Genomic DNA, 23,884 nt, shown 5'->3' on the forward strand with positions numbered 1-23,884 from the left:
AATGTTATTAATAAAAATAGACTCTATTTAAAAATAAAATGTTCAGGAATTTTCCCCTGAACATTCCTGAACAAATGTACTATTATATTTAAGAAAATATAAGATTAATTTGAAATAGCTTCGTGAGCGACGGTCTCTTTTTTTTTGTTCTTAAGTTGACAGTCTTGACATACACCATACAAATTGAGTGAGTGGTGCTTAATATCAAATTTTAAAAGATCTCCCATGAGACTCTGAATTTGGTTGATACGTGGATCACAGAATTCAACAACCTTATTACATTCAATACAGATCACGTGATCGTGTTGTTTGAACCCATATGACTTCTCAAATTGTGCCATGTTCCTTCCAAACTGGTGTTTTGTAACCAAGTCACAAGAGACCAAAAGTTCTAGGGTATTATAAACTGTAGCACGACTGACACGATATTTCTTGTTCTTCATATGGATATACAAAGACTCTACATCAAAGTGATCAGTACGTGAATAAATCTCTTCCAAAATCGCATAGCGCTCTGGTGTTTTTCTTAGATTTTTATTTTCTAAGTAGGCTTCAAAGATTTTTTTTACAGTTGCAAAATTTTCAGCTTGATTCATAGTAAAAATATTCTTGTACAAATTTACCAATTAAGATTGATATTTCCTCTATTAAAAATAGTGCTTAATAGTAGTCGCCTTAGCGTAATTTTCAATCCAACGGTTGGCTACTAATTTTCCGATTCATATCGATTGACACCTGTTATCCCCCTAACTTGCTTTAAATTTCTCATCAAACTTTCAAGCTGAGCAGTATCATTTACATACACCATAATATTACCATCAAAAATACCTTCGTTACTTGAAATTGATAAGGATCGAATATTAACAGCAAATTCTTGAGAAATAACAGTTGTAAGTTTATTTACTAATCCTACATCATCTATGCCAACGATATGTAAACCTGTCAAAAATGCAGAATCCTTTGTAGAAGCCCAGCGTGCTTTTAAAATTCTATAGCCATAATTTGCCATCAGCTTGGAGGCATTTGGACAGCTCGTACGGTGAATTTTTATACCATCATTAACTGTCAAAAAACCGAAGACATCATCACCAGGAATAGGATTACAACAGGGTGCTAAAGTATAATCAACCTTCTGCATATCATCGCCGATCAAGATCGTGTCGAATTCTTTCTTATTTATCTTTTCAACTAGCCCACCTATATGGGTATTAAATTGATTTCCTGATGAAGAACTTACATTAATTTCAACCGCTTTCTCATGCGCAACATATTCTCTCAGTTGCCTGATATCAACAATGCCCTTGGCAACATTATAGAAAAGGTCCTGCGAACTGGGATATTTTAAAAAGTTGGCAATTTTGTTAATATTATCCGTATTGTAAGTAACTTTTAGCGATTTCAACTTACGTTCCAAAATTTCTTTCCCATCTTCCGCTACTCTTCTCTTTTCTTCTTTTAGAGAAGATCTGATTTTGGATTTGGCTTTCGCAGTCACAACAAAATTCAACCAATCCTCTTTAGGTGACTGCTTGCTTGATGTAATAATCTCTACCTGATCCCCATTTTGCAAAATATGGCTTAAAGGAACAAGTTTGTGATTTACTTTGGCGCCAATACAACTTGCACCGATATCAGAGTGAATCTCAAAGGCAAAATCTAAAGCAGTGGCATTGTTGGGGAGTTGAATCAGTGTTCCTTTGGGGGTGAATATAAAAATCTCATCGGAGAAGAGATTCATCTTAAAATCATCCACAAAATCCATCGCATTCTGATCTGGACTGCTTAAGACGTCACGTACTTTTTTGATCCATTGATCCAAGCCAGAATCTGAATTTGATTCTTTGTACTTCCAATGTGCTGCAAATCCTTTTTCGGCAATTTCATTCATCCGTTTGGTTCGAATCTGAACTTCTACCCATTGCCCTTTAGGCCCCATCACCGTAGTGTGTAAGGACTCATAACCATTTCCTTTCGGAGAGGAGATCCAATCCCGAAGACGGTCGGGGTTAGGACGGTACAAATCAGTGACAATAGAATAAACTTTCCAACATTCTGTCTTTTCTTTCTCATCCACAGCATCTATTACAATACGTATAGCAAACAAATCATAAACCTCCTCAAAAGGAATCGATTTTTTTCGCATCTTATTCCAAATAGAATGGATTGATTTAGGTCGCCCAAATACGGACGCCTTAATACCCTGTTCGTCCAATATCTCTTTGATTGGACCAATAAAATCGCCTATAAATTTTTCACGCTCAGCTTTTTTCTCATTCAGTTTTCTAGCGATAAATTTATAGGTATCCGGATCAGTAAATTTCATCGAGAGATCTTCCAATTCGGATTTTATCGCATACAGCCCAAGACGATGTGCCAATGGCGCATAAAGGTAGCTTGTCTCTGAAGCAATTTTCAGCTGCTTATCCCTGGCCATAAATTCCATGGTGCGCATATTGTGGAGCCTATCTGCCAATTTAATGAGAATTACACGAACATCGTCGGCCAATGTGAGCAACATTTTCCTAAAGTTCTCCGCTTGCATAGAGCTGTTTGGATCGAAAATTCCTGAAATTTTGGTAAGCCCATCGATAATTCGGCGAACTTTCTTACCAAACATTTCTTCAATTTCATCCAGAGTAACATTGGTATCTTCAACTACATCATGGAGCAAGGCGCATACAATAGATGTCGTCCCTAAGCCAATCTCTTCAGCAGCAATTTGGGCAACAGCAATTGGGTGATAGATGTAAGGCTCCCCTGATTTACGTCGCATCTCTTTATGACTATCCAACGCCAAATCAAATGCCTTGCGGATCTCTTGCTTGTCCCCGCGTTGTAAAGTTGGTTTACAGGCGCGTAACAATGCTCGGTAACGTTTCCTTATCTCTTTGTTTTCTGCTTCAATATCAATCACATAATCTTTCATAAACGTTGCAGGTAAATGATGTTTTTTGAGTAAATTTGTGTAATTTAGTTATTGTATTCTTGAATACTAATTTTCAAGCTAACTATTTTGTAATAAATCTACCAAAATATTATAGCATTGACAAATTAAAAAGCGTTATATAATTGCCCAAATGAAGACGATATTATTTTGTTTGCTATTCCTCACAGCGACTCTGTCCGGATGGGCGCAGTCTCAATCACTCACTCTTCCTTTGTATGGAGAGGGGGCACAGGAGACCGTAAACAGTTATATGACAACAACCTTGGCAAACGGAGAGGTATTACCCTGGTTTCCGATTCCACAGGTCACTGTTGTGGCCAAAAGGACCTGGTCAAGTGAAGAAGCACGAAGAGAATATCTCCGCTTTAGAAGAAATGTCCTCAAGGTTCTTCCTTATGCAATCTATGCGCAAAAAAGATATGATCAACTTGACAGAGACCTAGCGCTGACTTCGGACAAGAAGGAACATAAAGCATTGGTTGAAAAATGTGAAAGTGACGTAAAACAGATGTTTGACCGAGAAATCAAAAATATGACTATTTCCCAAGGCAAAATACTCATTAAATTGATCGATCGTTATACAGGACATACCGGCTATGAAATGGTAAAGGAAAAGAAGGGTGGGATTTCCGCTTTTTTTTATCAGGGAGTCGCGAAAATATTCGGTCACAACCTAAAGTCAACTTATGACCCAAAAGAAGACTTTGCCATTGAAAATATCATTAGGGAATTTGAGAAATCGAGACCCCAACCTGTCATGTGACCAATCAAACTAAAACCAGATGAAAACAGTATACGACTTTGACGCACTTCAGTTTAATGGTAAAAAAAAATCTCTCGCTGATTTTGAAGGTAAAGTTTTACTCATCGTCAATACTGCTAGTCAATGCCTCTTTACCAGACAATTTAAATCGCTCGAAAAACTCTACCAAAGATATAAAGACCAAGGTTTCGAAATCCTGGCATTTCCGGCAAATAATTTTCGTAACCAGGAACCATTAACCGGTGGTACGCTAGAGACATTCTGCCGGATCAATCAACAGGTGAGTTTCCCTATTTTTAAGCGTAGCCACGTTATCGGCGAATACACAACACCCTTATACAGTTTTCTTTCAAGCAAAGATCAGAATGGACATATTAACAGTAAACCTTCCTGGAATTTTCACAAATACCTGATAAACAAAAAAGGAGAGGTCATTGATTTCTATTATCCGACTACTTCGCCATTATCAAGTAAAATTTGCCGCAATATCGAGCGTCTTTTACAAGAGTAACCCATAAACTGCTTACCTTTGCCGCGGCTTTCACAACGTCAATTTAATCGTATATCGACTCAGGAACAATAGTATATTGAAGCTGTCTATAGCATCTCAGTAAAATTGTTCGTTGATTAAATGGAATGATTTGTCATTGAAGAGCCAAATAAAAAGAGAGATATCATATGTTAAAATTAGATCTACTTATCATTGCTGTACATCCTGATGATGCTGAATTAGGCGCAGGTGGAGTAATGGCAAAATATGTTGCTGAAGGAAAAAAGGTTGGAATTGTTGATTTGACTCAAGGCGAGCTTGGCACACGCGGCACAGCAGAAACCAGGGCTCAGGAAGCGAAAGATGCTGCCGAAATCCTAGGACTGGCCGCTAGAGAGAACCTGGGCTTAAGAGATGGTTTTTTTGAAAATGCCGAAAGAGAGAAAATGGCAGTAATAAGAGCTATCCGCAAATATCAACCCGAAATTATTATTACAAATGCCATCACAGACCGCCACCCGGACCATGGAAGAGCGGGGCAGATGGTCAGTGAAGCTTGCTTTCTTGCTGGCTTGAGAAGAGTGGAAACTTTTGATCAGGACAATGTTCCTCAGGAGGCCCACCGCCCCCGATTGGTACTGCAATTTGTACAGGATTATTATATAAAACCAGATGTTGTTATCGATATAACAGATTATTACCATGTTAAAGAAAAATCCGTTTTAGCCTATAAAACTCAATTTTACACAGGAGAAAACGTAAATCCTGATGAACCACAAACCTACATTTCCAATCCGGATTTCATGGAATCAACTGCTGCCAGAGCCCGAGAATTTGGACGATATATCCAAGCGAAATATGCTGAAGGATTTACTTCCAAGAAGATACTTGGCGTTGATGATTTATTCCACCTGAAGTAGGAAATAGAGTCTATCTGATACCATGATAAAATAAATGCGGGAGTATTCCTATTTTAAACCTGAATGCTCCCGCATAATTTCTTAAACGAAGTTACGGACTGATTTGATGGAAACAATATCGGTCATATGCTGATTTTGCTAATGTTTATCCCAACAAAGCAATCGTCTTCACAATTATAGGGAAGATATCCCACAGTAGAAATTAAGCCTTTGGCTTATTCTTTTTATCAGCCAATCCTTATTGCTTTCTCATAAACTTCATCCAGCGTAGATACTTCTTAACCTTCTAGGAAATAAATCCCTTTACATACTGTTTTGTGATTTCATTCTGCGGATTCAATAAAACCTGTTCCGTCGGTCCAAACTCAAGAATTTCTCCACCATAGACAAACAGAATATAGTCAGACACCCGTCTTGCCTGCCGTAAAATATGCGTTACCAATACGATGGTATAATCTTTCTTCAATTCAATTAGTAATTCCTCAATTTTAGCAGTTGAAAGCGGATCTAACGCTGATGTCGATTCATCTCCAAGTATAATCTCAGGTTCTACAGCCAAACCTCTTGCAAGACAAAGCCTTTGCTGCTGACCGATGGACAATCCGCTAGCCGAATGTCCGAGACGGTCCTTGACTTCGTCCCATAACGCCACATTTCGCAATTGCGTTTCCACAATTCTGTCCAACTCCTTTTTGCTTCGAGTACCATGTATGCGAGGACCGTAAGCCACATTATCATAGATCGACATTGGTAAAGGATAAGGTTTTTGGGATAAAAGTCCCATTTTCTTACGGATATGTGTTACTTCAGCATTTCTACCATAAATATCCTCACCATTAACAAGTACAGATCCCGTTATTTCAACCCCCTTGGTATCATCTACTAATCTATTGAGTGTCTTTAAAAGCGTCGTCTTTCCGCAACCTGAAGGACCAATAATCGAAGTTACACTATTGTTAGGAAGGGCGAGATTAATATTTTTAAGTATATGTCGGCCGTCAATATAGACATTAAGATCCTTGATTTCAATGTGGGGATTGCTCAAAGGACTTATTATCGACGATTTTTTTGTTTCGATTGAAGGATATGAGTGCATACTACAATAATTAAAATAATGATTGTTAAAACTAAAGCTGAAGCATAAGCGCGCCCCTGAACTTCAGGAATAGGACTACTTAGCTGAAAAAAAATGGACAATGGCAACGTTGCCGCTGGTTCATCAATATATTTTGGAAGATTGTCACTAAAACCTGTTGTCAATAAAACGCCCGCAACATCACCAATAGCACGCCCAAAAGCAAGCAAAATCGCGGTAAGAAGCCCTGATCGGATGCTTCTTAGCATGACCTTAGCCAATTCCCAGCGTGTGGTCCCAAGGGAAAGAGTGACATTCTTTAAATCGTCAGGAATTGTTTTTATCAATTCATCAACCGTGCGAACCACAATTGGAATGGTTAACAGTGTCACTGTAATAATTCCCCCCAATAACGAAGCTCGAATACCTAAATAAACCATAATACCAAAACCAACCGCTCCATAAACAATAGAAGGAACACCATACAAGACATCAAACAACAATTTAGCAAGCTGTGTCACTTTTGATTTCGCCCCCAAATAAACGTTAAGGTACAACGAAATCGGAATACCTATAATTGCGGACAAGGCTGTCGCTACACCTGCTAGATAGAGGGAGCCCAAGATTGCGTTCAAAATCCCACCTTCCTTTCCAATATAAAATCCACCTTTTGGCAACTGGCTAACCATCTCCCAACTGAGATAAGGAAGCCCTTTATACAAGATGGTTCCTACGATAAAAAACAAGGAAGCAGTCACGGTTATCCCAGAGAGATGCATAAAACCTTTCGCTACTTTTTCACTCAATAACCGTCTTTTCGTATTATCCATGCTGAGCTCCTTCCAGTCGTCTCAATATAAGACGAGATATTAAATTAAAAACAAATATGATCACAAACAGCAACAACGCAGAGAACATTAACGCAGATTCATAAAGTGGAATTGACATCATTTCCCCGAAATTATTGGCTATTAATGCTGGAATTGGGTATCCGGCATCAAATACCGAAGTAGGGACTTTTGCAACGTTGCCACAGACCATCAACACCGCTATTGTTTCACCAAATGCCCTCGATGTTGACAAAACAATTGCAGCAACAATGCCAGGTCTAGCCTTCTTCAGAATAACATGCTTAATGGTATCCCATTTTGTTGCACCTAAAGATAGCGAAGCCGCTTTTAGCTCATAAGGTATCGTTTGCAGCACCTCCACCATAATGGAAATCATAATGGGAAAGATCATCACTGCCAATACAATTCCACCGGCAAGCACTGAATAACCCGATGTAACAACCCCAAAGATGGGAGCGATATACAGCTGGATTAAAGGTACAATAAACAATACCCCCCAAACACCATACAGAACCGGCGGTATCGCTGCTAAAATATTGACCAACGGAAACATCATATTTTTTAAGGCATCCGAAGCATATTCAGTCAAATAAACCGCAGTCAGTATACAAAGCGGAATCGCAATAATAAGAGAAATCAAGGTAACAGCAAGCGTACCTGCAATAAAAGGCAAAAAGCCAAACGATCCTTTCATTGGTGACCAAACCTTGTCGGTCAACAGTTGAAAGATATTACTGTATTCAAATAACGGAATCGATTTTATAGTTAAACCAATCGCAATAATCACCACAACTGAAAGTGAAATCAGTAGCAGGAGCAAGGTGGATCGCTTGACCAGAGAATCTTTAACGAGACGAGTATTTAGCATGCTATAACTTATTAAGTTCTTCTTTTATCAATGTTTCATTTAGTGGGACATAACCATTCTCAAGGAGTTGCGATTGCGCCTGTTTTTGAAGCACAAAAGAAATAAATTCTTTCAAGAGAAGGGATTCGGTCTTATTGCGCGTTACAAAAGTTAGTTCTCTTGAGGGGGGAGCTGGGTATTTTCCTGTAGCGACGGCCTCTGTCAAATTAGATAGAGTGCCATAAAACTGCTCATCATCCTCAATGTGCCCATTTTTATTGAGATCCAAAGGAACAACCGCAATACGATCAAACACGTTATTGGTTTTCAGATTATAGACGTAGTTAATGTTATTGAATCCAATCCCGTGAGTATCATCTTTAATGGCCTGAGCAATCCCAGGGTCACCAAAAATGCCAATACCTTGCAGATCCTCCTGCTTATGACCAAAAAATTTAGCCCATGTTTCAGCTGCTCCGGCAGCATCCGAACGTACATAAACGTTGATAGGATCCGCCGTAAACTGAGGATCAATTTCTTTCCAGGTCTTAAACTTTCTATTTACAAAAATATTCAGCAATTCTTCGCGGCTCAGACCACGCTTCAAAATAGCGGAATAATTAGGGTTACCGGGATTAATCGTACAGATAACAGCGTCTTTAGCAACAATAACTGGAACAGCCCCTTTTTTTATTTCCTGCTCGTGTAGGTCTCTCGACACCATTCCAATATCAACCATACCTGTCAGAACATCGGCGATTCCTTTTCCAGCACCTCCCGCTGAAATATTGAAACGAACATTAGGGTGTATTTTTTTAAAATCTTCACTCCAAACTACAGCTAAAGGATAAAGGGCAAAGGCACCGGACAAAGAAATATTACCTTCAAAACCATGTTCCTTACTATAACCATTTTTGACTTTTCGCGCACAGGAAGTCATTTTAAATACGATTACATAGCTTAAAATCAAGATTATAAAAAACTTTCTCATCATTACACCTAAAAGTCTACAGGTTTTATATATTAAATTTTATAGGGCAAATATATATTAATTTGGTAGATATTATAGAATATTAAAAAAATATTTTTACATTTGACATCGAGAAAAGAATACTAAATCAATAGATTTTATTTGTTATATGCAAAGCTTCCGCACAGAATTAGAAAATCCTATCGTGGAGAAGGAAATTATCGAACTTGAAAAAAAGATTCGATTGTTCCACGAGGGCAAAATTGCCGACGAAAAATTTAGATCGTTGCGTTTGGCTAGGGGGGTATATGGACAAAGACAACCTGGAGTTCAAATGGTTCGTATAAAGCTTCCGTTTGGAAAGGTTACGTTTAAGCAATTGAACAAAATTGCAGCAATATCAGACGAATACGCAAGCCGTAATCTGCACCTGACCACACGTCAAGATATACAGATTCATTACGTTAGTCTTGACCGTACACCAGAACTTTGGTCCAAATTGGCTGAAGACGATATTACATTACGCGAAGCTTGTGGAAATACAGTCCGTAATGTCACCGCTTCTCCAAGTTCGGGAATCGATCCAAAGGAGCCATTTGATGTTTCGCCATATGCTCAGGCGACCTTTGAATATTTTTTGCGCAATCCAGTATGTGCGGAAATGGGACGAAAATTCAAAATGTCATTTTCTGCCAGTGATGAAGACACTGCGTTTTCCTATATTCATGACCTTGGTTTTATTCCAAAACTAAAAATTGTTGATGGTGTGGAAGTTCGTGGTTTTAAAGTGTTATTGGGTGGGGGATTGGGATCTCAGCCTTTCTTAGCATCAGTGACAAGCGAGTTTTTACCAGAAGATGAATTGATCCCTTATATCGAAGCGACACTTCGTGTCTTTGATCGTTATGGTGAAAGAAATAACCGAAATAAAGCTCGATTCAAATACCTTATTCAGAAACTAGGGTTAGAGGAAGTGCTAAGTTTAATTGAAGCCGAGAAAATCGCCACGAAGGTGAAAAGCTATCCGATCGACCGAACCAAAATCGAACAGCCAATACCACCGGACGACAATCAGCTATCAACGATTAACCTAGATAGTGATCTAAATTATCAAGTTTGGAAGGGCACCAATACATTCGAACAAAAACAAAAAGGATATTACGGTGTCTATGTGCGGGTATCCACCGGTGATATAGGTACAGATAAAGCACGCGCGTTGGTTGCAGGTCTGAAGGATTTGGTCGCGGACGATATCCGTATCACACAAAACCAAAGCCTACTGCTAAAATACGCAACAGAAAAGTCACTGCCACATATTTATCAACTACTTAAATCGTTGGATCTAGCGCAGGTAGGTTTTGATAGTACTGCTGATGTAACAACTTGCCCTGGTACGGATACCTGTAATCTAGGCATTTCAAACAGTACTGAAATGGCGCGGGTTATCGAATCTTATATCGCCGAATTTCATCAGGATTTTGTCTTTAATCGGGATTTAAAAATCAAAATTTCGGGTTGTATGAATTCTTGTGGCCAACATGGTCTGGCACATATCGGCTTTCATGGTAGCTCGGTTAAAGCGGAGGGCAAAGTGGTCCCTGCAGCCCAAGTTATGCTTGGTGGCGGGACAATTGGTAATGGTGAAGGACGTGTTGCCGAGCGTATTATTAAAGTGCCGACAAAAAGAGTCTTGCATGTTGTAGAATGGGTGCTGAATGATTATAAAAAAAATGCGGAAACAAATGAAAACTTCCATGCTTACTACGACAGACAAAGTAAAAATTACTTTTATAATCTTTTAAAGCCTCTATCGGATTTGACCAATCTTGCTGCGGACGAATTTGTCGACTGGGGACATGAAGGAACTTTCCAAACGGCAATCGGAGTTGGCGAGTGTGCAGGCGTGGTGATTGACTTGGTTGCTACGTTGATCTATGAGGCGGAAGAGAAATTACAATGGGCAAATGAAACATTTCGGGAATCCAAATTCTCGGATGCGATTTATCATGCTTATAATGCCTTTGTACAAGCAGCAAAAGCCCTACTATTGGATAAAGGGATTAGCGCCAGCACGCAAAATATTGTAATCAACGAATTCCAAACACATTTCGTGGAAACAGGTGAATATAGTTTTGACCAAACGTTTCCAGAATTAGTTCTACAGATTAGTAAAAATGAACCAACAGAGCATTTTGCAATCAACTACCTTCAGGAAGCAACGAAGTTTATCAATGAAGTCTATCAACGGAAAAATTTAAAACCAGTATTGGTATAGGAGGGAATAGGTATGTCAATAAAAGCAAAAGTAACATTGGTAGGAGCAGGCCCTGGTGATCCGGATCTGATCAGCCTAAAAGGCATCAAAGCAATAGAAAAAGCAGATGTCATTTTATACGACGCCTTGGTGAATGATGAACTACTGGATTATGCACAGGCTGAATGCATCAAGATATATGTTGGAAAACGAGCCGAACAACTCTCTACTTCACAGGATGAAATCAATCGCCTTTTGGTGGATTATGCCTTAAACTATGGCCATGTTGTACGTCTAAAAGGTGGTGATCCATTTGTTTTTGGCCGTGGTGGCGAAGAAATTGACTACGTACAGCAATATGGTATTGAAACTACCGTTGTGCCAGGTATTTCCTCCGCAATTGGACTTACCGGACTACAGCAACTTCCATTAACTTACCGGGGAATCAGTGAGAGCTTTTGGGTCATCACAGGCTCCAAATCGGACGGTTCACTTTCAACAGATCTTTATCTGGCGGCAGAATCCAAGGCCACTGTCGTTGTCTTGATGGGATACGGAAAATTGGCAGAGATCGTGGAAATCTACCGCCAAAGAAATCTTCATAATTTACCAATAGCCTTGATTCAAAATGGTTCATTGCCTAATGAAAAAGTTGTACTAGGTACTATCGATAATATTCTTGATGAATCAACAGAGAAAAGGGTCGGTGTCCCAGCGATTATTGTAATCGGCGAGGTCGTTGCCAAGCATCGTTCATTCCAACACATTAAAGAAAAAGCTTTAGCTTTATAGATATGAACCAGCTATTTCCAATATTCGTCAAATTGAATCAAATTGACACCTTACTTGTTGGAGGCGGGAAAGTTGCATTGGAAAAATTTCAAGCTTTAATTTCCAATGATGAGGGATTAAAACTGACCATTGTGACTCGGGAAATCATCCCGGAATTTAAGGAGCTATTACAAAATTACACACAAATTCAGCTCCACATGCGTCCGTTTAGACCAGATGACCTTACGGACAAACAACTTGTTATTGCAGCAACCAATAACATGGAGCTCAACGAGCAGCTGCGTAATTTAACAGGGCAAAATAACATACTGTTTAATGCCGCGGACAAACCCGAATTATGCGACTTCTACCTGGGGTCCATCGTAAAGAAAGGCGACTTGAAAATAGCTATTTCCACCAATGGCAAATCACCGACGATTGCCAAAAGGGTGAAGGAACTATTAAATGACTTGTTACCGGAGGAAATTGACGAAACACTATCACTCATGAGTGCTTATCGAGAGCAGCTTCGAGGAGATTTTGAATACAAAGTAAAGCAGTTGAACGAGCATACCAAAAATATATTACGTTATGAACGTTAAGGAAATTAAAGAAATTATTGGCGAAAAAAAAGGAGTGGAGCTCTTACAAACAATAGCCTCACTATTTCCTAATGAGGTAGTTTTTTCAACCTCTTTCGGTATTGAGGATCAAGTAATCACGGAATGGATCGGTAAAAATAATATTAATATCGACATATTCACACTGGATACTGGAAGACTGTTCAAAGAAACCTATTCCCTGTGGAGCCGCACCTTGGAACGTTATCAGTTGCGTATTAAAACATATACTGCGGATACAACATTGTTGGAAGATTTTATCAGCAGAAAAGGTCCAAACTCCTTTTATGAGTCGGTTGAGAATCGGAAGGAATGTTGTAGGATAAGGAAAATTGAACCTTTACAACGCGCGATTAAAGGGAAAAAAATTTGGGTAACGGGCATCCGATCAGATCAATCCATCAATCGCCACGACATGGACTTTATCGAATACGATGAAACGAACCAAATCATCAAAATCCATCCTTTATTTGACTGGACTTTTGAGGAAGTTAAAAATTATTGTAAAGAGCAATATATCCCGTACAATGTGCTACACGACAAGGGTTTCCCAAGTATCGGTTGTCAACCTTGTACAAGAGCAATACAAGAAGGAGAGGACTTCCGCGCTGGTAGATGGTGGTGGGAAGATCAAAGTAAAAAAGAATGTGGTTTGCACGCCGTTAAATCATAAAATAGCGAAGTAGAAACCCAAATTCATTAAAATCAAATTTTATTATTTCAGAGAATGGACTATTTAGATCATTTAGAAGCGGAAGCAATATATATTTTAAGGGAGGTAGCCGGACAATTTGAAAAACCAGCGCTATTATTCTCTGGTGGTAAGGACTCCATTACACTTGTTCACCTAGCAAAAAAAGCATTTAGACCTGGTAAATTTCCTTTTCCACTAGTTCATATTGACACTGGTCACAATTTTCCCGAGACAATTACGTTCAGGGATTCATTGATTGAAGACATAGGAGAAAAACTTATCGTTGGTTATGTTCAAGACAGCATTGATCAAGGAAAAGTCGTTGAGCAAAAAGGAAAAAATGCAAGTCGGAACGCCTTGCAAACAGTTACCTTACTCGATACAATCGCAAAACATGGTTTTGATGCCTGTATCGGTGGCGCACGTCGGGACGAAGAAAAAGCGCGTGCTAAGGAAAGAATCTTCTCCGTGCGTGATGAATTTGGACAATGGGATCCGAAACGCCAAAGACCTGAGCTGTGGAGCATCTTTAATGGCAAAATAAACAAAGGCGAAAATGTACGGGTGTTTCCTATTTCAAACTGGACCGAGCTCGATGTTTGGAACTATATTAAACGTGAACAGATTGCATTGCCATCGATTTATTTCAGCCATGAACGGGATGTTATTACCCGCAATGGGCAACTGATGGCTGCTGCCTCATTCTTAAATATCGATGCAGATGATATCATAGAACGCAAATCTGTACGTTTCAGAACTGTAGGCGACATGACTTGTACAGCAGCTGTAGATTCAACAGCAACGGAGTTAGATGATATTATCGCCGAAATCAAGGCCTCAACGGTAAGTGAACGTGGCGCTAGAATGGACGATAAGGTATCGGAAGCAGCCATGGAAGAACGTAAAAAACAAGGATACTTTTAATTCAAATCAAATACCTGATATTGACAACAATGAATATATTGAAATTTATAACGGCCGGTTCTGTAGATGATGGTAAAAGTACCTTGATTGGCCGATTACTATATGATACAAACTCCATTTTGGACGACCAATTGGAAGCTATACAGCGTGCCAACCGGAAAAATGACGATGGGACGGTAGACTTGGCCATATTGACTGATGGACTTAAAGCTGAACGTGAACAAGGCATAACAATTGATGTAGCCTATAAATATTTCCAGACTGAACACCGAAAATATATTATAGCCGATGCTCCAGGACATATCCAATACACCAGAAACATGGTAACTGGAGCTTCCAATTCAGATCTCATAATCATTCTGGTTGATGCACGCAAAGGCGTAATAGAGCAAACAAAACGTCATTCTTTCATAGCCAAATTATTGGCCATGAAACAAGTCTTGGTCTGCATAAACAAGATGGATATGGTCGATTATAGCGCTTCTGTTTTCGAACAGATCAAGGCTGATTATTTAACTTTAGCTAACAATCTCGGACTTAAGGATATTGATTTCATACCTGTTTCAGCCTTAAAAGGAGACAATATTGTCCATAAGTCAGAAAGAATGAGCTGGTATGCAGGCGAATCTTTATTGGATTACCTGGAAAATGTAGAAATTCACGAACAGGAAGCAGCCAGTTGGAGGTTTCCCGTCCAATGGGTTGTAAGACCACAAACCGATGATTTACACGACTATAGAGGCTATGCAGGCCGAGTACTAGGAGAGGGGCTGACGGTTGGTGACCAGGTTATTGTTTATCCAGCAGAAACATATAGCACAATTCAAGCGATTGAATTAAACGGGCAACAACTTCAACGGGCTGAAAACGGACAATCTGTCATTGTACACCTCAGTGACGATGTCGACATTAGTCGCGGCGATACCATTGCAAGTGTAGAACAGCCGCCAAAGTTTGAGCGCAATATTCAAGCAAACTTATGTTGGTTCGACAATAAGCCTTTGGATACTGCGCAAGTTTATCTTGTCCAAAGCCACAGTAAATTAACCAAGGTTAAGATTGTAGATGTGTTATACAAATTTGATATCAATACACAGGAAAAAATATATAATGATCCAATCAAACTAAATGATATTGGTCGAATAGCCATTAAGTCCGCTGAGAATCTAGTATTTGATCTACAGCAGGAAAATCCGGCAAATTCTCAAGCGATTGTTATTGATCCACGGACAAATCTAACCGTTGGTGCTTTAATGATTCAGGCAATCGATTAATATTTTTTTAAACGTAAATATTCAACCTAAATATTATTCAAGGAACTCAGGCATTGTTTGGGTTCCTTTTTTTTATGAAGTTGAACTTATACACCACAGAATCTATTTTAAAGAACCAAGCTTAAAGATCAACTGTATAGAGAGGGCACACTCGGATATTTACTATTTAACATAATATAAATTATAAATACCAAATATATAAAGAAAATAGGGTTCATCTACATTTATCAAATAGTCAGAAAAAAAAGCTAAACATTAAATATTCATCAATTGTAATGAGTATTCATAGCTATTTTATCAAAAACGAAAATGATTCTATCTTTTAGATTTAATTTCGAATAAAATACTGTTAAATGGTCATTATGCCTTCATTTCGCTATTGATTAGTCTGTTTTAAATAATTTTAAAAAAATATGAAATTTCATTAAAAAAGACCAATAATTGTAACTAATTAACAAATATTGGTTTTTTATTAAAAATTATATAAATTAGTGCCAGCCAAAGGGAAATTTTACTAATTAAAACATGTCAAAAAACTTTAACGAGTTCATTTCAATCGTTGAGAAACGCAATCCAAATGAACCAGAATTCTTACAAGCTGTAAAAGAAGTTACTGAGGATTTATTTCCTTATATTACTGAAAATCATCCTGAATTTTTCGACCAAAAAATTCTTGAAAGACTTACTGAACCTGAACGTATTATATCTTTTCGCGTAACTTGGTTGGATGATAATCACCAAGTACAGGTAAATCGTGGTTATCGTGTTCAAATGAACAGTTCAATCGGTCCATATAAAGGTGGCCTTCGCTTCGCTCCTTCTGTCAACCAAAGTATTTTAAAATTCCTCGCTTTTGAACAAGTATTTAAAAATAGCTTAACAGGACTACCAATTGGTGGTGGTAAAGGAGGTTCTGATTTTGACCCTAAAGGTAAATCAGATAATGAAATTATGCGTTTTTGTCAAAGCTTTATGACAGAACTTTATCGTCATATTGGCGCAGATACAGATGTTCCTGCAGGAGATATCGGCGTTGGTGGACGCGAAATAGGCTTTTTATTCGGTCAATTTAAACGACTTCAAAACAATTTTACAGGCGTTCTAACGGGCAAAGGTGAATTATGGGGTGGATCATATATTCGTCCTGAAGCTACCGGCTATGGGCTCCTATATTTTGTTGACTGCATATTCAGATATCAAGGAAAATCTTTACAAGGTAAAGTAGCTACAGTATCTGGTGCTGGCAACGTAGCCTTTTACGCTGTTGAAAAGGCTGTTCAACTTGGCGCCAAAGTAATTACTGTATCAAATAGCTTGGGCACACTTTACGATCCTGATGGTTTTAATGCTGAAAAAATGGCATTTGGGGCTACTTTGGGAAGAAACCTCGATCAATATCCTGCTCGCTATCCAAACGCCAAATTCTTACCTGGTCAAAAGCCATGGCAATTTAAATGTGATATCGCTCTGCCATGTGCAACACAAAATGAATTAGAAGAATCGGATGCTAAAGCGCTTGTAGCAAATGGTTGTATCTGCGTAGCTGAGGGTGCAAATATGCCTTCTACTGCAGAAGCTATTAAAGTTTTTCTAGATGCAAAAATCAGTTTTGCACCTGGCAAAGCTGCGAATGCTGGTGGTGTTGCTGTCAGCGGCTTGGAAATGTCTCAAAACTCAATCCGTACACAATGGTGTACAGAAGAAGTTGACAATCGCTTAAAAACCATTATGGAAAGCATTCACGAAACTTGCTTGAAATATGGCCAAGACAGTGGATTCGTTAATTATCTGAAAGGTGCCAATATTGGTGGTTTTATAAAAGTCGCTAACGCGATGAAAGCACAAGGTATCGTATAACACGCCTTTTTCTAATCATATCATAATCCTGAGCGCTCAAATGCATTGCATTTGGGCGTTTTTTTATACTTTTATGCTAATTTTAAAAAACACAAAATTTAAATGAGATTAATAGCTGAACTCCCCCATCCCGATTGCAAGATTTCAATCTTTGGTATGAATCAAAAATTCATTATTAAATTTGAACAAGGAAACTTAGAACAATCTTATAAAATTGCAGAAATGGATATAATTGGCGGTGTAAATGGGGTCTTTGATTTACTTGACGAAGAATTTATGAAGAGTGTGATCGATCAATTCGCATTGATGCGCCAATCTTTTAATAGTGCTTATAGTAGATACGAATAAAAAATCCATGCTGAACTATATATATTTTGTGGCATTTTGGGCCTGTCAAATTATTTCATCTATCCTGTTTAAACTTGGCGGGATACATCCAAAGTATAAATGGACAACTTTAATTATAGGAAACATTATTCTTTTATCAGCAAGTTGGTTTCTTGTGCAGTTATTTAAGAACGTCTCTCAACCTATCGTAATAGCCTTATGTTCTGGTGGCACATTTCTGACTGTCCAATTGGCGATGGCGCTATATTTTAAAAGTTCATTGAGCTGGCAGCAGGTACTGGGTATGTTTGTCATCATTTCAGGTATGGTTTTGATTACTTTCGGAGGTAAAGAAACGACTTAAGCTACAATGAGGTTAGTTATAGATGTGTTTATTTGTTATAATAAAACTCATCTATAACTAATGAACCTGCCAATTGTTGGTTAAAACGATCTAAATCGGTCATTTTCCCAGAAATATCATACATTACTTCTAACTTACCACTAATCTTTTCAATAACACGCCTGGTAGCTTTAATCTTAAAATCCAATGCCAATTGTTCAAACTCATGTAAGTGATAAAACTCATTGGAACTAAACTTTACGTGTAGAGAACGGACTAGGTAGTAACGAGCCAAAAGAATTTCGATCCGCTGAAAAAGCGCGAGTATTACCACCATAAAAACAGCAAAGGAAATCGCATAAACCAGTTGCCCCAATCCGGCAAACATGCCAATACCAGCTGTCGCCCAAATAACGGCCGCTGTTGTGAGACCACTAACCGATAGTTTGCCTTTAAAGATCACACCAGCACCAATAAAGCCTATACCAGTCACAATATTTGCAGCAACGCGATCAGTACTATTGCCAATAAACAAACAGGAAACAATAGTAAACATCGCCGAACCGAAACAAATAAGCACTACCGTCCGAAATCCAGCAGATTTATTCCTATACTCACGTTCAAAACCAATTAAACTCCCACACAGAATTGAAGTGAGAGCGTTTAACAAAGGCTCACTAGTCAAAAAGTTAATGATATTCTCCATACCGAACTTTACAGAAAGATGAAACACGGAGCTTCGAACATGCTCAGCTCCATGAAATTAAGACTATAGATAAGCGTAAGTTATACCATCGCCCCCACGATCTTGATGTTCGTCCTCAAAACGGCTTACATGACTATATTTACGAAGGTAATCGCGAATAAATTTGCGCAAAATACCATCACCTTTACCATGAATAATTTTTAAGGACGGATAACCTATCATGACGGCCCGATCCAAAACACGTTCTAATTCATGCAGTGCGTCTTCTGTGCGCATTCCTCTTAAATCAAGTTCTGGCTTGAAATCAGCTACACTGCCAGAAGATAATGATCTTGATAGACTTTTTGCAGACTTCTTCCCTTCCCGCCCTTCGAGTTTAATCACATTCTTTCGCTTTTGAACAGTGCGAAGTTCCCCCATGGCAAGAATAAGGTTGTTCTTTGCAATTTCGACAATCTGCGCTTCAGCACCATTATCTATAATCTGTACCCAATCCCCAATATTTAATATGGTAGATTCAGGCGTTTTTTCTTTGACGATTTGCTTCGCCGGTTTTTGCTCTTTGGGAAGAACAGCTTGAAGTGCCTGATCCAAATTGCTGCGCAACTCACGAGTTTTCTCTTTATCCGCTTTTGCAGATTTGATCTGCGCTACCGTATTTTCGATTAACTTATTCGAACTTTTAATAATCTGTTGCGCTTCCTCTTTCGCCTTTTTCAAAATTACGCGCTTATTTTCTTCCAAATAACTTTGTAATTCCAAATACTCCGATTTAATCGACTCCAGTTCCTTCTCGCGCTTATTAATAGCAACCTTTGTATCAAATACCTCTTTCTTTTCTCGCTCAAGATCGATCAATAATGTATCTACCTTCTTTTGTTGAACACCAATTTTACTTTTAGCAGATTCCAAAATATCCTTACCTAATCCTATTTTCTGCGCGATTTCGAAAGCATAAGAGCTTCCTGGCTTACCAATTTGTAGGATATACATCGGTTTCATCTCGCGATTATCAAATAACATTGAAGCATTTTCCAGACCTGTCGTATTGCTGGCAAAAACTTTGAGATTTGAATAGTGGGTGGTCACAACTCCCCTGATTTGTTTTTTGTTAAGGGATTCCAATACAGCCTCAGCAATAGGTCCGCCAAACAAAGGGTCGGTACCGGTTCCAAACTCATCGATCAGTACCAAAGTACGTCCATTTGCAAATTCCGTAAAATATTTCATTTTGGACAGATGAGCACTGTATGTACTCAAATCACTTTCAATGGATTGATCATCGCCTATATCTGCAAATAGCTGCTTAAAAACACCGACTTTACTTGTCGGTTCCGCTGGTATTAATAAGCCCGATTGCACCATGATTTGCAAAAGACCAACCGTTTTCATACATACCGATTTTCCGCCGGCATTAGGACCCGATACAACAATAATACGTTGAATATGATCAATTTGAATGTTTAAAGGAACAACAGTATGATGCTGATTCAGCAATAGAAGCGGATGTCGACCATTGACCAAATTAATTTCAGCCTCCTTCGATAATTCAGGCATTTCTGCCTCAATATCCAAGGCAAAAAGTGCTTTCGCTCGCACAAAATCTACTTTGGTTAATAGGCTGTGATAGGAAAGCAAGAGCGGAATATGTGGCCGGACCTTGTCCGTTAGTTCGACTAAAATACGGATGACCTCACGCCTACGTTCAAACTCCAGGTCCCTAATTTTATTATTTAACTGAAATACTTCTTCAGGCTCTATATAAGCAGTTTGTCCCGTAGCGGACTCATCATGAATCAAACCTTTGAGCTTTCTTTTATTTTCCGCAAGAATAGGAATACAGAGCCTTCCATCCCGTATCGTCAGATTCCCATCCGCTGTCCATCCGCTGTCCTGTGCGCTCTTAAAGATACTATTGATACGTTTTAGGGCCTCCTGTTCTGCCCGTTGAATTTGTTGGGTTATTTCCAACAGTAATCGGGAAGCATTACTTTTAAGCTTTCCACGCTCGTCAATGACCATTTCGATATCGCGAATAATCCCCTTCTCGATCGGTAAATGCTCAAACAATACCTCTAAATTGGGATAGAGACCTTCCCGCTCATTAAAATAACGGATAATAGCGTAAACAGTCTTGAGGGATAGTAATACCCGAAAAAATTCATCCTCGAGTAAGAACGCGCCCTCGACTCGAGCTTTCTCGATAATGGATCTAAGCGGAAAGAAATTTTCAACAGGAAATGCGCCATCATTCATTAGAAGATCCTTAAACTCGCTGGTCTGTCTTAGAAATCGGTCGATTTGGTCAAACCGGGTTTGAGGTTGAATTTTTTCAACTAGCTCACGCCCAGACTCACTTAGGCATTTTTGTTTTATTTTATCTTTTATCTCGGAAAACCCGAGTTTATCAATTGCATTTATTGGATATACCATAGAAATTATATTCTTTGATGGTTAAAGTTCCGTCGGCGGCTTGATGTGACGCGGCGGCGTGAGAATTGGTCTTTTTTCCAATTCATTTGTTGGTAATTGTGGCTCCATATGGTTTTGTACCACAAGAGTATCCTTGACTGAAGTACCAGGTGTTTTCAGTTGGGAAACCGTATCTTTCTGTGGAGAAGGCGATTCAATTGGTAAATTTGAATTACCGACCGACAATTGGTTCATGAGATAGCCGTTCATGTTTATACCAGTCTTTGTTTGAAAGTTCGTATTAAACAAGGAAGAAGCTTCTCTAAAGTTGAATTTCGTCTTATTTGGCAAATAATGTATAAGTGCTGCAATTCGTTCCTGATAAGACTGTTGTGCACGCATAACGCGATTGGTGCTATCTTGAATACGCATATTCTGGATTGAATCGCGCGTTCGAATTGAATCTTGCTTTTTCCGTTCTATATCGGCGTAAACCTTATTTTCCTTCGTTAAATTATCCTCCACTTTTTTATAAATCGCAGACATCACTTCAGCATCCTTACCATAATAGTCTAAGTTCTTTCGAAAAGAAACCGAATCCAATCCATATTTATCAAAGGTCACTTGATACAAAGGCAACATTACTTTACGTGCGCTGTCAATGGGCAAAATATTAAGATAGGAGTCTGTCAGTTGAATTTCGGTCAATGCATCCACAAACTTACTTTGAGGGATAATATCTTTCCCCCCAGTTCCGATACAAGAACCAAATAAAAAAATCACTGCAAGTAGATTCAGTATTAATCGTAGCATTTCGTAGTTTTGTACAAATTTACAAAAAGCACCGACATTTGGCGCTTTTTACATCATCAAAACTATATCGGAAATGAGTATTGCTCGTAATTTAGAAGCGTTAAGATTGGAAACCGAGGCTGTTGGGGTACAACTTGTAGCAGTTTCAAAAACAAAATCCAATTCGGACATTATGGAAGCCTATGAGGCAGGACAGCGTATATTTGGTGAAAATCATGTTCAAGAATTAGTTGAAAAAGCAGCACTTTTACCTAAAGATATTCAGTGGCATATGATTGGTCACCTTCAAACTAATAAGGTTAAATATATTGCACCATTCATCAGCTTAATTGCGTCAGTTGATTCATTAAAATTATTAAAAGAGATTAACAAACATGCGCAGAAAGCGCAACGTACAATCGACTGTTTGTTACAAGTATATATTGCAGAAGAAGAAACAAAATTCGGTTTCGACCATGCTGAACTAATCGAACTTCTTCGCGACGACGAGTTTCTCGAATTAAAAAATATTCGGATCTGTGGCTTAATGGGCATCGCATCCAATACAGATAATGAAAAAGTCATTAAAGCCGAATTTTATGAGTTAAAAATGTTATTCGATGGAATTAAGGTAAGTTTCTACCGGAAGGAAGAGTATTTTAATATCCTATCCATGGGAATGTCTTCAGACTATAAGTTAGCGATTGAAGAAGGTTCGACAATGGTGCGGATTGGAAGCACAATATTTGGCAAAAGAGTAATCAAACACTTCAAAAACAATGATTAAAACAACGATACGAGAGGCAATTGAAAGTGATTGCACCCAAATGCTCGAGCTAATTAAAGAATTGGCTATTTTTGAAAAAGCACCGGACGAGGTCACCGTGTCGCTTGAAGAATTTAAAGATGCAGGATTTGGAAAGAATCCCGTTTGGGGTGCATTTGTTGCCGAAGTGGATGGCGAAATTGTCGGAATTTCATTATATTATGTCCGATATTCAACCTGGAAAGGTAGAAGACTCTATTTGGAAGATTTGATTGTTACCGAAAGAATGCGAGGTTTAGGGATAGGCAAGCTGCTTTTTGATAAAACTTTAGCTTACGGCAAACAGTGTGGATTTCATGGCATGGTGTGGCAGGTCCTCGATTGGAATGAGCCAGCTATAAAGTTTTATGAAAAATATAAAGCAAACTTCGATGCCGAATGGATTAATGTGTCAATCACGTATTAAATAACGAGAATCATCAATTCAATGCGATTTTACTTTTTTTTAATAGTATTATTTATTAGCTGCGTTCTGTCCGCTTGCAGTGACCACAAAAAGGCCGCTATAGCGAAACAGCCCACAGACACACTTTCCTATAGTCAAAAAATCATCGATGAGCATAGCAATTATTTTCTAAAAGAAGATGATCGCTTGGACACAACTTATTTTCGCGCAAAATACCCGATTTTCCAAGAAAATAAAATCAATACCCTCATATCAAGTATTGTTCATCTTGAAGGCGACACAAGCATGGCAGATGCAGCACATCGCTTTATAAATTCATACAACGAATATGTGGAAGACAATAATGGCAAATCTACATCAACCTGGAGTCGGGATCTACAGATTGATGTGATCGTCAATACGCCTGTTTTCTTGGGTGTAAGAACCAAACAAGAGGAATATACTGGTGGAGCGCATGGGGACCATTTCACGCTGTACTCCAATTTTGATCGTCAATCTAACAGTGCAATTACAATCAATGATATCATTCAGGAAGAGAACAAAAATAAATTCGTTCAAATCGCCGAGCAATACTTCCGTAAGCAAGAAGGATTAAATGCTGATGATTCCCTAAATGGAAAGTACTTTTTTGAAGACGGTAAATTTTCTTTGGCCGATAACTTCACTTTTGAAAAAAACGACATCCTGTTTTACTACAACGTATACGAAATCAAATCTTATGCTGAAGGAAATACTGAATTACGTATTCCCTATACAACATTTAAACATCTGATTTCAGAAAAAGGATTACACTATATTAATAGTATCAACTAGCA

Annotated in this window: 24 protein-coding genes; 15 read left to right on the forward strand and 9 right to left on the reverse strand. The window is 38.5% G+C overall.

Annotated features, from left to right (window positions below):
• Positions 1 to 104: 104 nt before the first annotated feature.
• Both B4Z90_RS09490 and B4Z90_RS09495 read right to left on the reverse strand, forming a co-directional pair.
• Positions 105 to 596, reverse strand: coding sequence for a Fur family transcriptional regulator (locus tag B4Z90_RS09490; RefSeq protein ID WP_286802049.1), 492 nt, complete (start codon positions 594 to 596; stop codon positions 105 to 107).
• Between the two features lie 110 nt (positions 597 to 706).
• Entirely contained in the window at positions 707 to 2,926 is a 2,220-nt protein-coding gene (locus B4Z90_RS09495; RefSeq protein WP_286802050.1) for a RelA/SpoT family protein, read from the reverse strand.
• Between the two features lie 151 nt (positions 2,927 to 3,077).
• On the opposite strand from B4Z90_RS09495, the gene B4Z90_RS09500 reads away from it, so the two are divergent.
• From B4Z90_RS09500 to bshB1, 3 genes are all read left to right on the forward strand, one after another.
• Positions 3,078 to 3,710, forward strand: a complete 633-nt coding sequence (locus B4Z90_RS09500; protein ID WP_286802052.1) for a DUF4294 domain-containing protein — start codon at positions 3,078 to 3,080, stop codon at positions 3,708 to 3,710.
• A 19-nt stretch (positions 3,711 to 3,729) separates the two neighbouring features.
• Positions 3,730 to 4,221 carry a glutathione peroxidase gene (locus B4Z90_RS09505; RefSeq protein WP_070564142.1) on the forward strand — a complete coding sequence of 164 codons (492 nt, stop codon included), beginning with the start codon at positions 3,730 to 3,732 and terminating at the stop codon, positions 4,219 to 4,221.
• Between the two features lie 167 nt (positions 4,222 to 4,388).
• The gene (bshB1, locus tag B4Z90_RS09510; RefSeq protein ID WP_046673378.1) at positions 4,389 to 5,120 is read left to right on the forward strand and encodes a bacillithiol biosynthesis deacetylase BshB1; all 732 of its coding nucleotides are present in this window, start codon (positions 4,389 to 4,391) and stop codon (positions 5,118 to 5,120) included.
• A gap of 286 nt (positions 5,121 to 5,406) precedes the next feature.
• On the opposite strand, the gene B4Z90_RS09515 is transcribed toward bshB1, so the two are convergent.
• Genes B4Z90_RS09515 through B4Z90_RS09530 form a run of 4 tightly spaced genes read right to left on the reverse strand, consistent with a single transcriptional unit; the run spans position 5,407 to position 8,833 of the window.
• Positions 5,407 to 6,216 (reverse strand): phosphate ABC transporter ATP-binding protein, encoded by an 810-nt coding sequence (locus B4Z90_RS09515; RefSeq protein WP_046673379.1) that lies wholly within the window; start codon positions 6,214 to 6,216, stop codon positions 5,407 to 5,409.
• Positions 6,174 to 7,025: a PstA family ABC transporter permease gene (locus tag B4Z90_RS09520; RefSeq protein WP_046673380.1), complete on the reverse strand. Its 852-nt coding sequence runs from the start codon at positions 7,023 to 7,025 to the stop codon at positions 6,174 to 6,176. Before B4Z90_RS09520 ends, B4Z90_RS09515 begins: the two co-directional genes overlap by 43 nt.
• Positions 7,018 to 7,914, reverse strand: coding sequence for a phosphate ABC transporter permease subunit PstC (gene pstC, locus B4Z90_RS09525; RefSeq protein ID WP_286802054.1), 897 nt, complete (start codon positions 7,912 to 7,914; stop codon positions 7,018 to 7,020). Before pstC ends, B4Z90_RS09520 begins: the two co-directional genes overlap by 8 nt.
• Position 7,915: 1 nt before the next feature.
• Positions 7,916 to 8,833 (reverse strand): PstS family phosphate ABC transporter substrate-binding protein, encoded by a 918-nt coding sequence (locus tag B4Z90_RS09530; protein WP_286802055.1) that lies wholly within the window; start codon positions 8,831 to 8,833, stop codon positions 7,916 to 7,918.
• Between the two features lie 199 nt (positions 8,834 to 9,032).
• On the opposite strand from B4Z90_RS09530, the gene B4Z90_RS09535 reads away from it, so the two are divergent.
• From B4Z90_RS09535 to B4Z90_RS09575, 9 genes are all read left to right on the forward strand, one after another.
• Positions 9,033 to 11,138: a HEPN domain-containing protein gene (locus B4Z90_RS09535; protein ID WP_286802057.1), complete on the forward strand. Its 2,106-nt coding sequence runs from the start codon at positions 9,033 to 9,035 to the stop codon at positions 11,136 to 11,138.
• A 12-nt stretch (positions 11,139 to 11,150) separates the two neighbouring features.
• Positions 11,151 to 11,909: a uroporphyrinogen-III C-methyltransferase gene (cobA, locus tag B4Z90_RS09540; protein WP_286751882.1), complete on the forward strand. Its 759-nt coding sequence runs from the start codon at positions 11,151 to 11,153 to the stop codon at positions 11,907 to 11,909.
• A 2-nt stretch (positions 11,910 to 11,911) separates the two neighbouring features.
• Positions 11,912 to 12,490, forward strand: coding sequence for a precorrin-2 dehydrogenase/sirohydrochlorin ferrochelatase family protein (locus B4Z90_RS09545; RefSeq protein WP_070564161.1), 579 nt, complete (start codon positions 11,912 to 11,914; stop codon positions 12,488 to 12,490).
• Positions 12,480 to 13,181, forward strand: a complete 702-nt coding sequence (locus tag B4Z90_RS09550) for a phosphoadenylyl-sulfate reductase (RefSeq protein ID WP_070564164.1) — start codon at positions 12,480 to 12,482, stop codon at positions 13,179 to 13,181. The genes B4Z90_RS09545 and B4Z90_RS09550 overlap by 11 nt, the downstream gene beginning before the upstream one ends.
• 54 nt (positions 13,182 to 13,235) lie before the next feature.
• Positions 13,236 to 14,126: a sulfate adenylyltransferase subunit CysD gene (gene cysD / locus B4Z90_RS09555; RefSeq protein ID WP_070564167.1), complete on the forward strand. Its 891-nt coding sequence runs from the start codon at positions 13,236 to 13,238 to the stop codon at positions 14,124 to 14,126.
• A 29-nt stretch (positions 14,127 to 14,155) separates the two neighbouring features.
• Positions 14,156 to 15,400, forward strand: a complete 1,245-nt coding sequence (locus B4Z90_RS09560) for a sulfate adenylyltransferase subunit 1 (RefSeq protein ID WP_112374138.1) — start codon at positions 14,156 to 14,158, stop codon at positions 15,398 to 15,400.
• Positions 15,401 to 15,925: 525 nt separating this feature from the next.
• The gene (gene gdhA / locus B4Z90_RS09565; RefSeq protein ID WP_070564173.1) at positions 15,926 to 17,257 is read left to right on the forward strand and encodes an NADP-specific glutamate dehydrogenase; all 1,332 of its coding nucleotides are present in this window, start codon (positions 15,926 to 15,928) and stop codon (positions 17,255 to 17,257) included.
• A 102-nt stretch (positions 17,258 to 17,359) separates the two neighbouring features.
• Positions 17,360 to 17,605: a hypothetical protein gene (locus B4Z90_RS09570; protein ID WP_070564176.1), complete on the forward strand. Its 246-nt coding sequence runs from the start codon at positions 17,360 to 17,362 to the stop codon at positions 17,603 to 17,605.
• Between the two features lie 7 nt (positions 17,606 to 17,612).
• Positions 17,613 to 17,948 (forward strand): hypothetical protein, encoded by a 336-nt coding sequence (locus B4Z90_RS09575; RefSeq protein WP_231585243.1) that lies wholly within the window; start codon positions 17,613 to 17,615, stop codon positions 17,946 to 17,948.
• Positions 17,949 to 17,976: 28 nt separating this feature from the next.
• Here B4Z90_RS09575 and B4Z90_RS09580 read toward each other — a convergent pair whose 3' ends face one another.
• The 3 genes from B4Z90_RS09580 to B4Z90_RS09590 form a co-directional block, all read right to left on the reverse strand.
• Positions 17,977 to 18,633, reverse strand: coding sequence for an MgtC/SapB family protein (locus B4Z90_RS09580; protein ID WP_112374139.1), 657 nt, complete (start codon positions 18,631 to 18,633; stop codon positions 17,977 to 17,979).
• A 63-nt stretch (positions 18,634 to 18,696) separates the two neighbouring features.
• Positions 18,697 to 21,066: an endonuclease MutS2 gene (locus tag B4Z90_RS09585; RefSeq protein ID WP_286802058.1), complete on the reverse strand. Its 2,370-nt coding sequence runs from the start codon at positions 21,064 to 21,066 to the stop codon at positions 18,697 to 18,699.
• Between the two features lie 21 nt (positions 21,067 to 21,087).
• A complete protein-coding gene (locus B4Z90_RS09590) occupies positions 21,088 to 21,858 on the reverse strand; it encodes a DUF4296 domain-containing protein (protein WP_286802059.1) in 771 nt (256 codons plus the stop codon).
• 73 nt (positions 21,859 to 21,931) lie between these two features.
• On the opposite strand from B4Z90_RS09590, the gene B4Z90_RS09595 reads away from it, so the two are divergent.
• Genes B4Z90_RS09595 through B4Z90_RS09605 form a run of 3 tightly spaced genes read left to right on the forward strand, consistent with a single transcriptional unit; the run spans position 21,932 to position 23,882 of the window.
• The gene (locus B4Z90_RS09595; RefSeq protein WP_070564188.1) at positions 21,932 to 22,624 is read left to right on the forward strand and encodes a YggS family pyridoxal phosphate-dependent enzyme; all 693 of its coding nucleotides are present in this window, start codon (positions 21,932 to 21,934) and stop codon (positions 22,622 to 22,624) included.
• A complete protein-coding gene (locus B4Z90_RS09600) occupies positions 22,617 to 23,069 on the forward strand; it encodes a GNAT family N-acetyltransferase (protein ID WP_046673395.1) in 453 nt (150 codons plus the stop codon). Before B4Z90_RS09595 ends, B4Z90_RS09600 begins: the two co-directional genes overlap by 8 nt.
• A 21-nt stretch (positions 23,070 to 23,090) precedes the next feature.
• On the forward strand, positions 23,091 to 23,882 hold the full coding sequence (locus B4Z90_RS09605; RefSeq protein WP_070564193.1) for a DUF3298 and DUF4163 domain-containing protein: 792 nt from the start codon (positions 23,091 to 23,093) through the stop codon (positions 23,880 to 23,882).
• Positions 23,883 to 23,884: the final 2 nt, after the last annotated feature.

Source organism: Sphingobacterium sp. UBA5639 (genome assembly GCF_002421245.1).
GTDB classification, from domain to species: Bacteria; Bacteroidota; Bacteroidia; order Sphingobacteriales; family Sphingobacteriaceae; genus Sphingobacterium; species Sphingobacterium multivorum.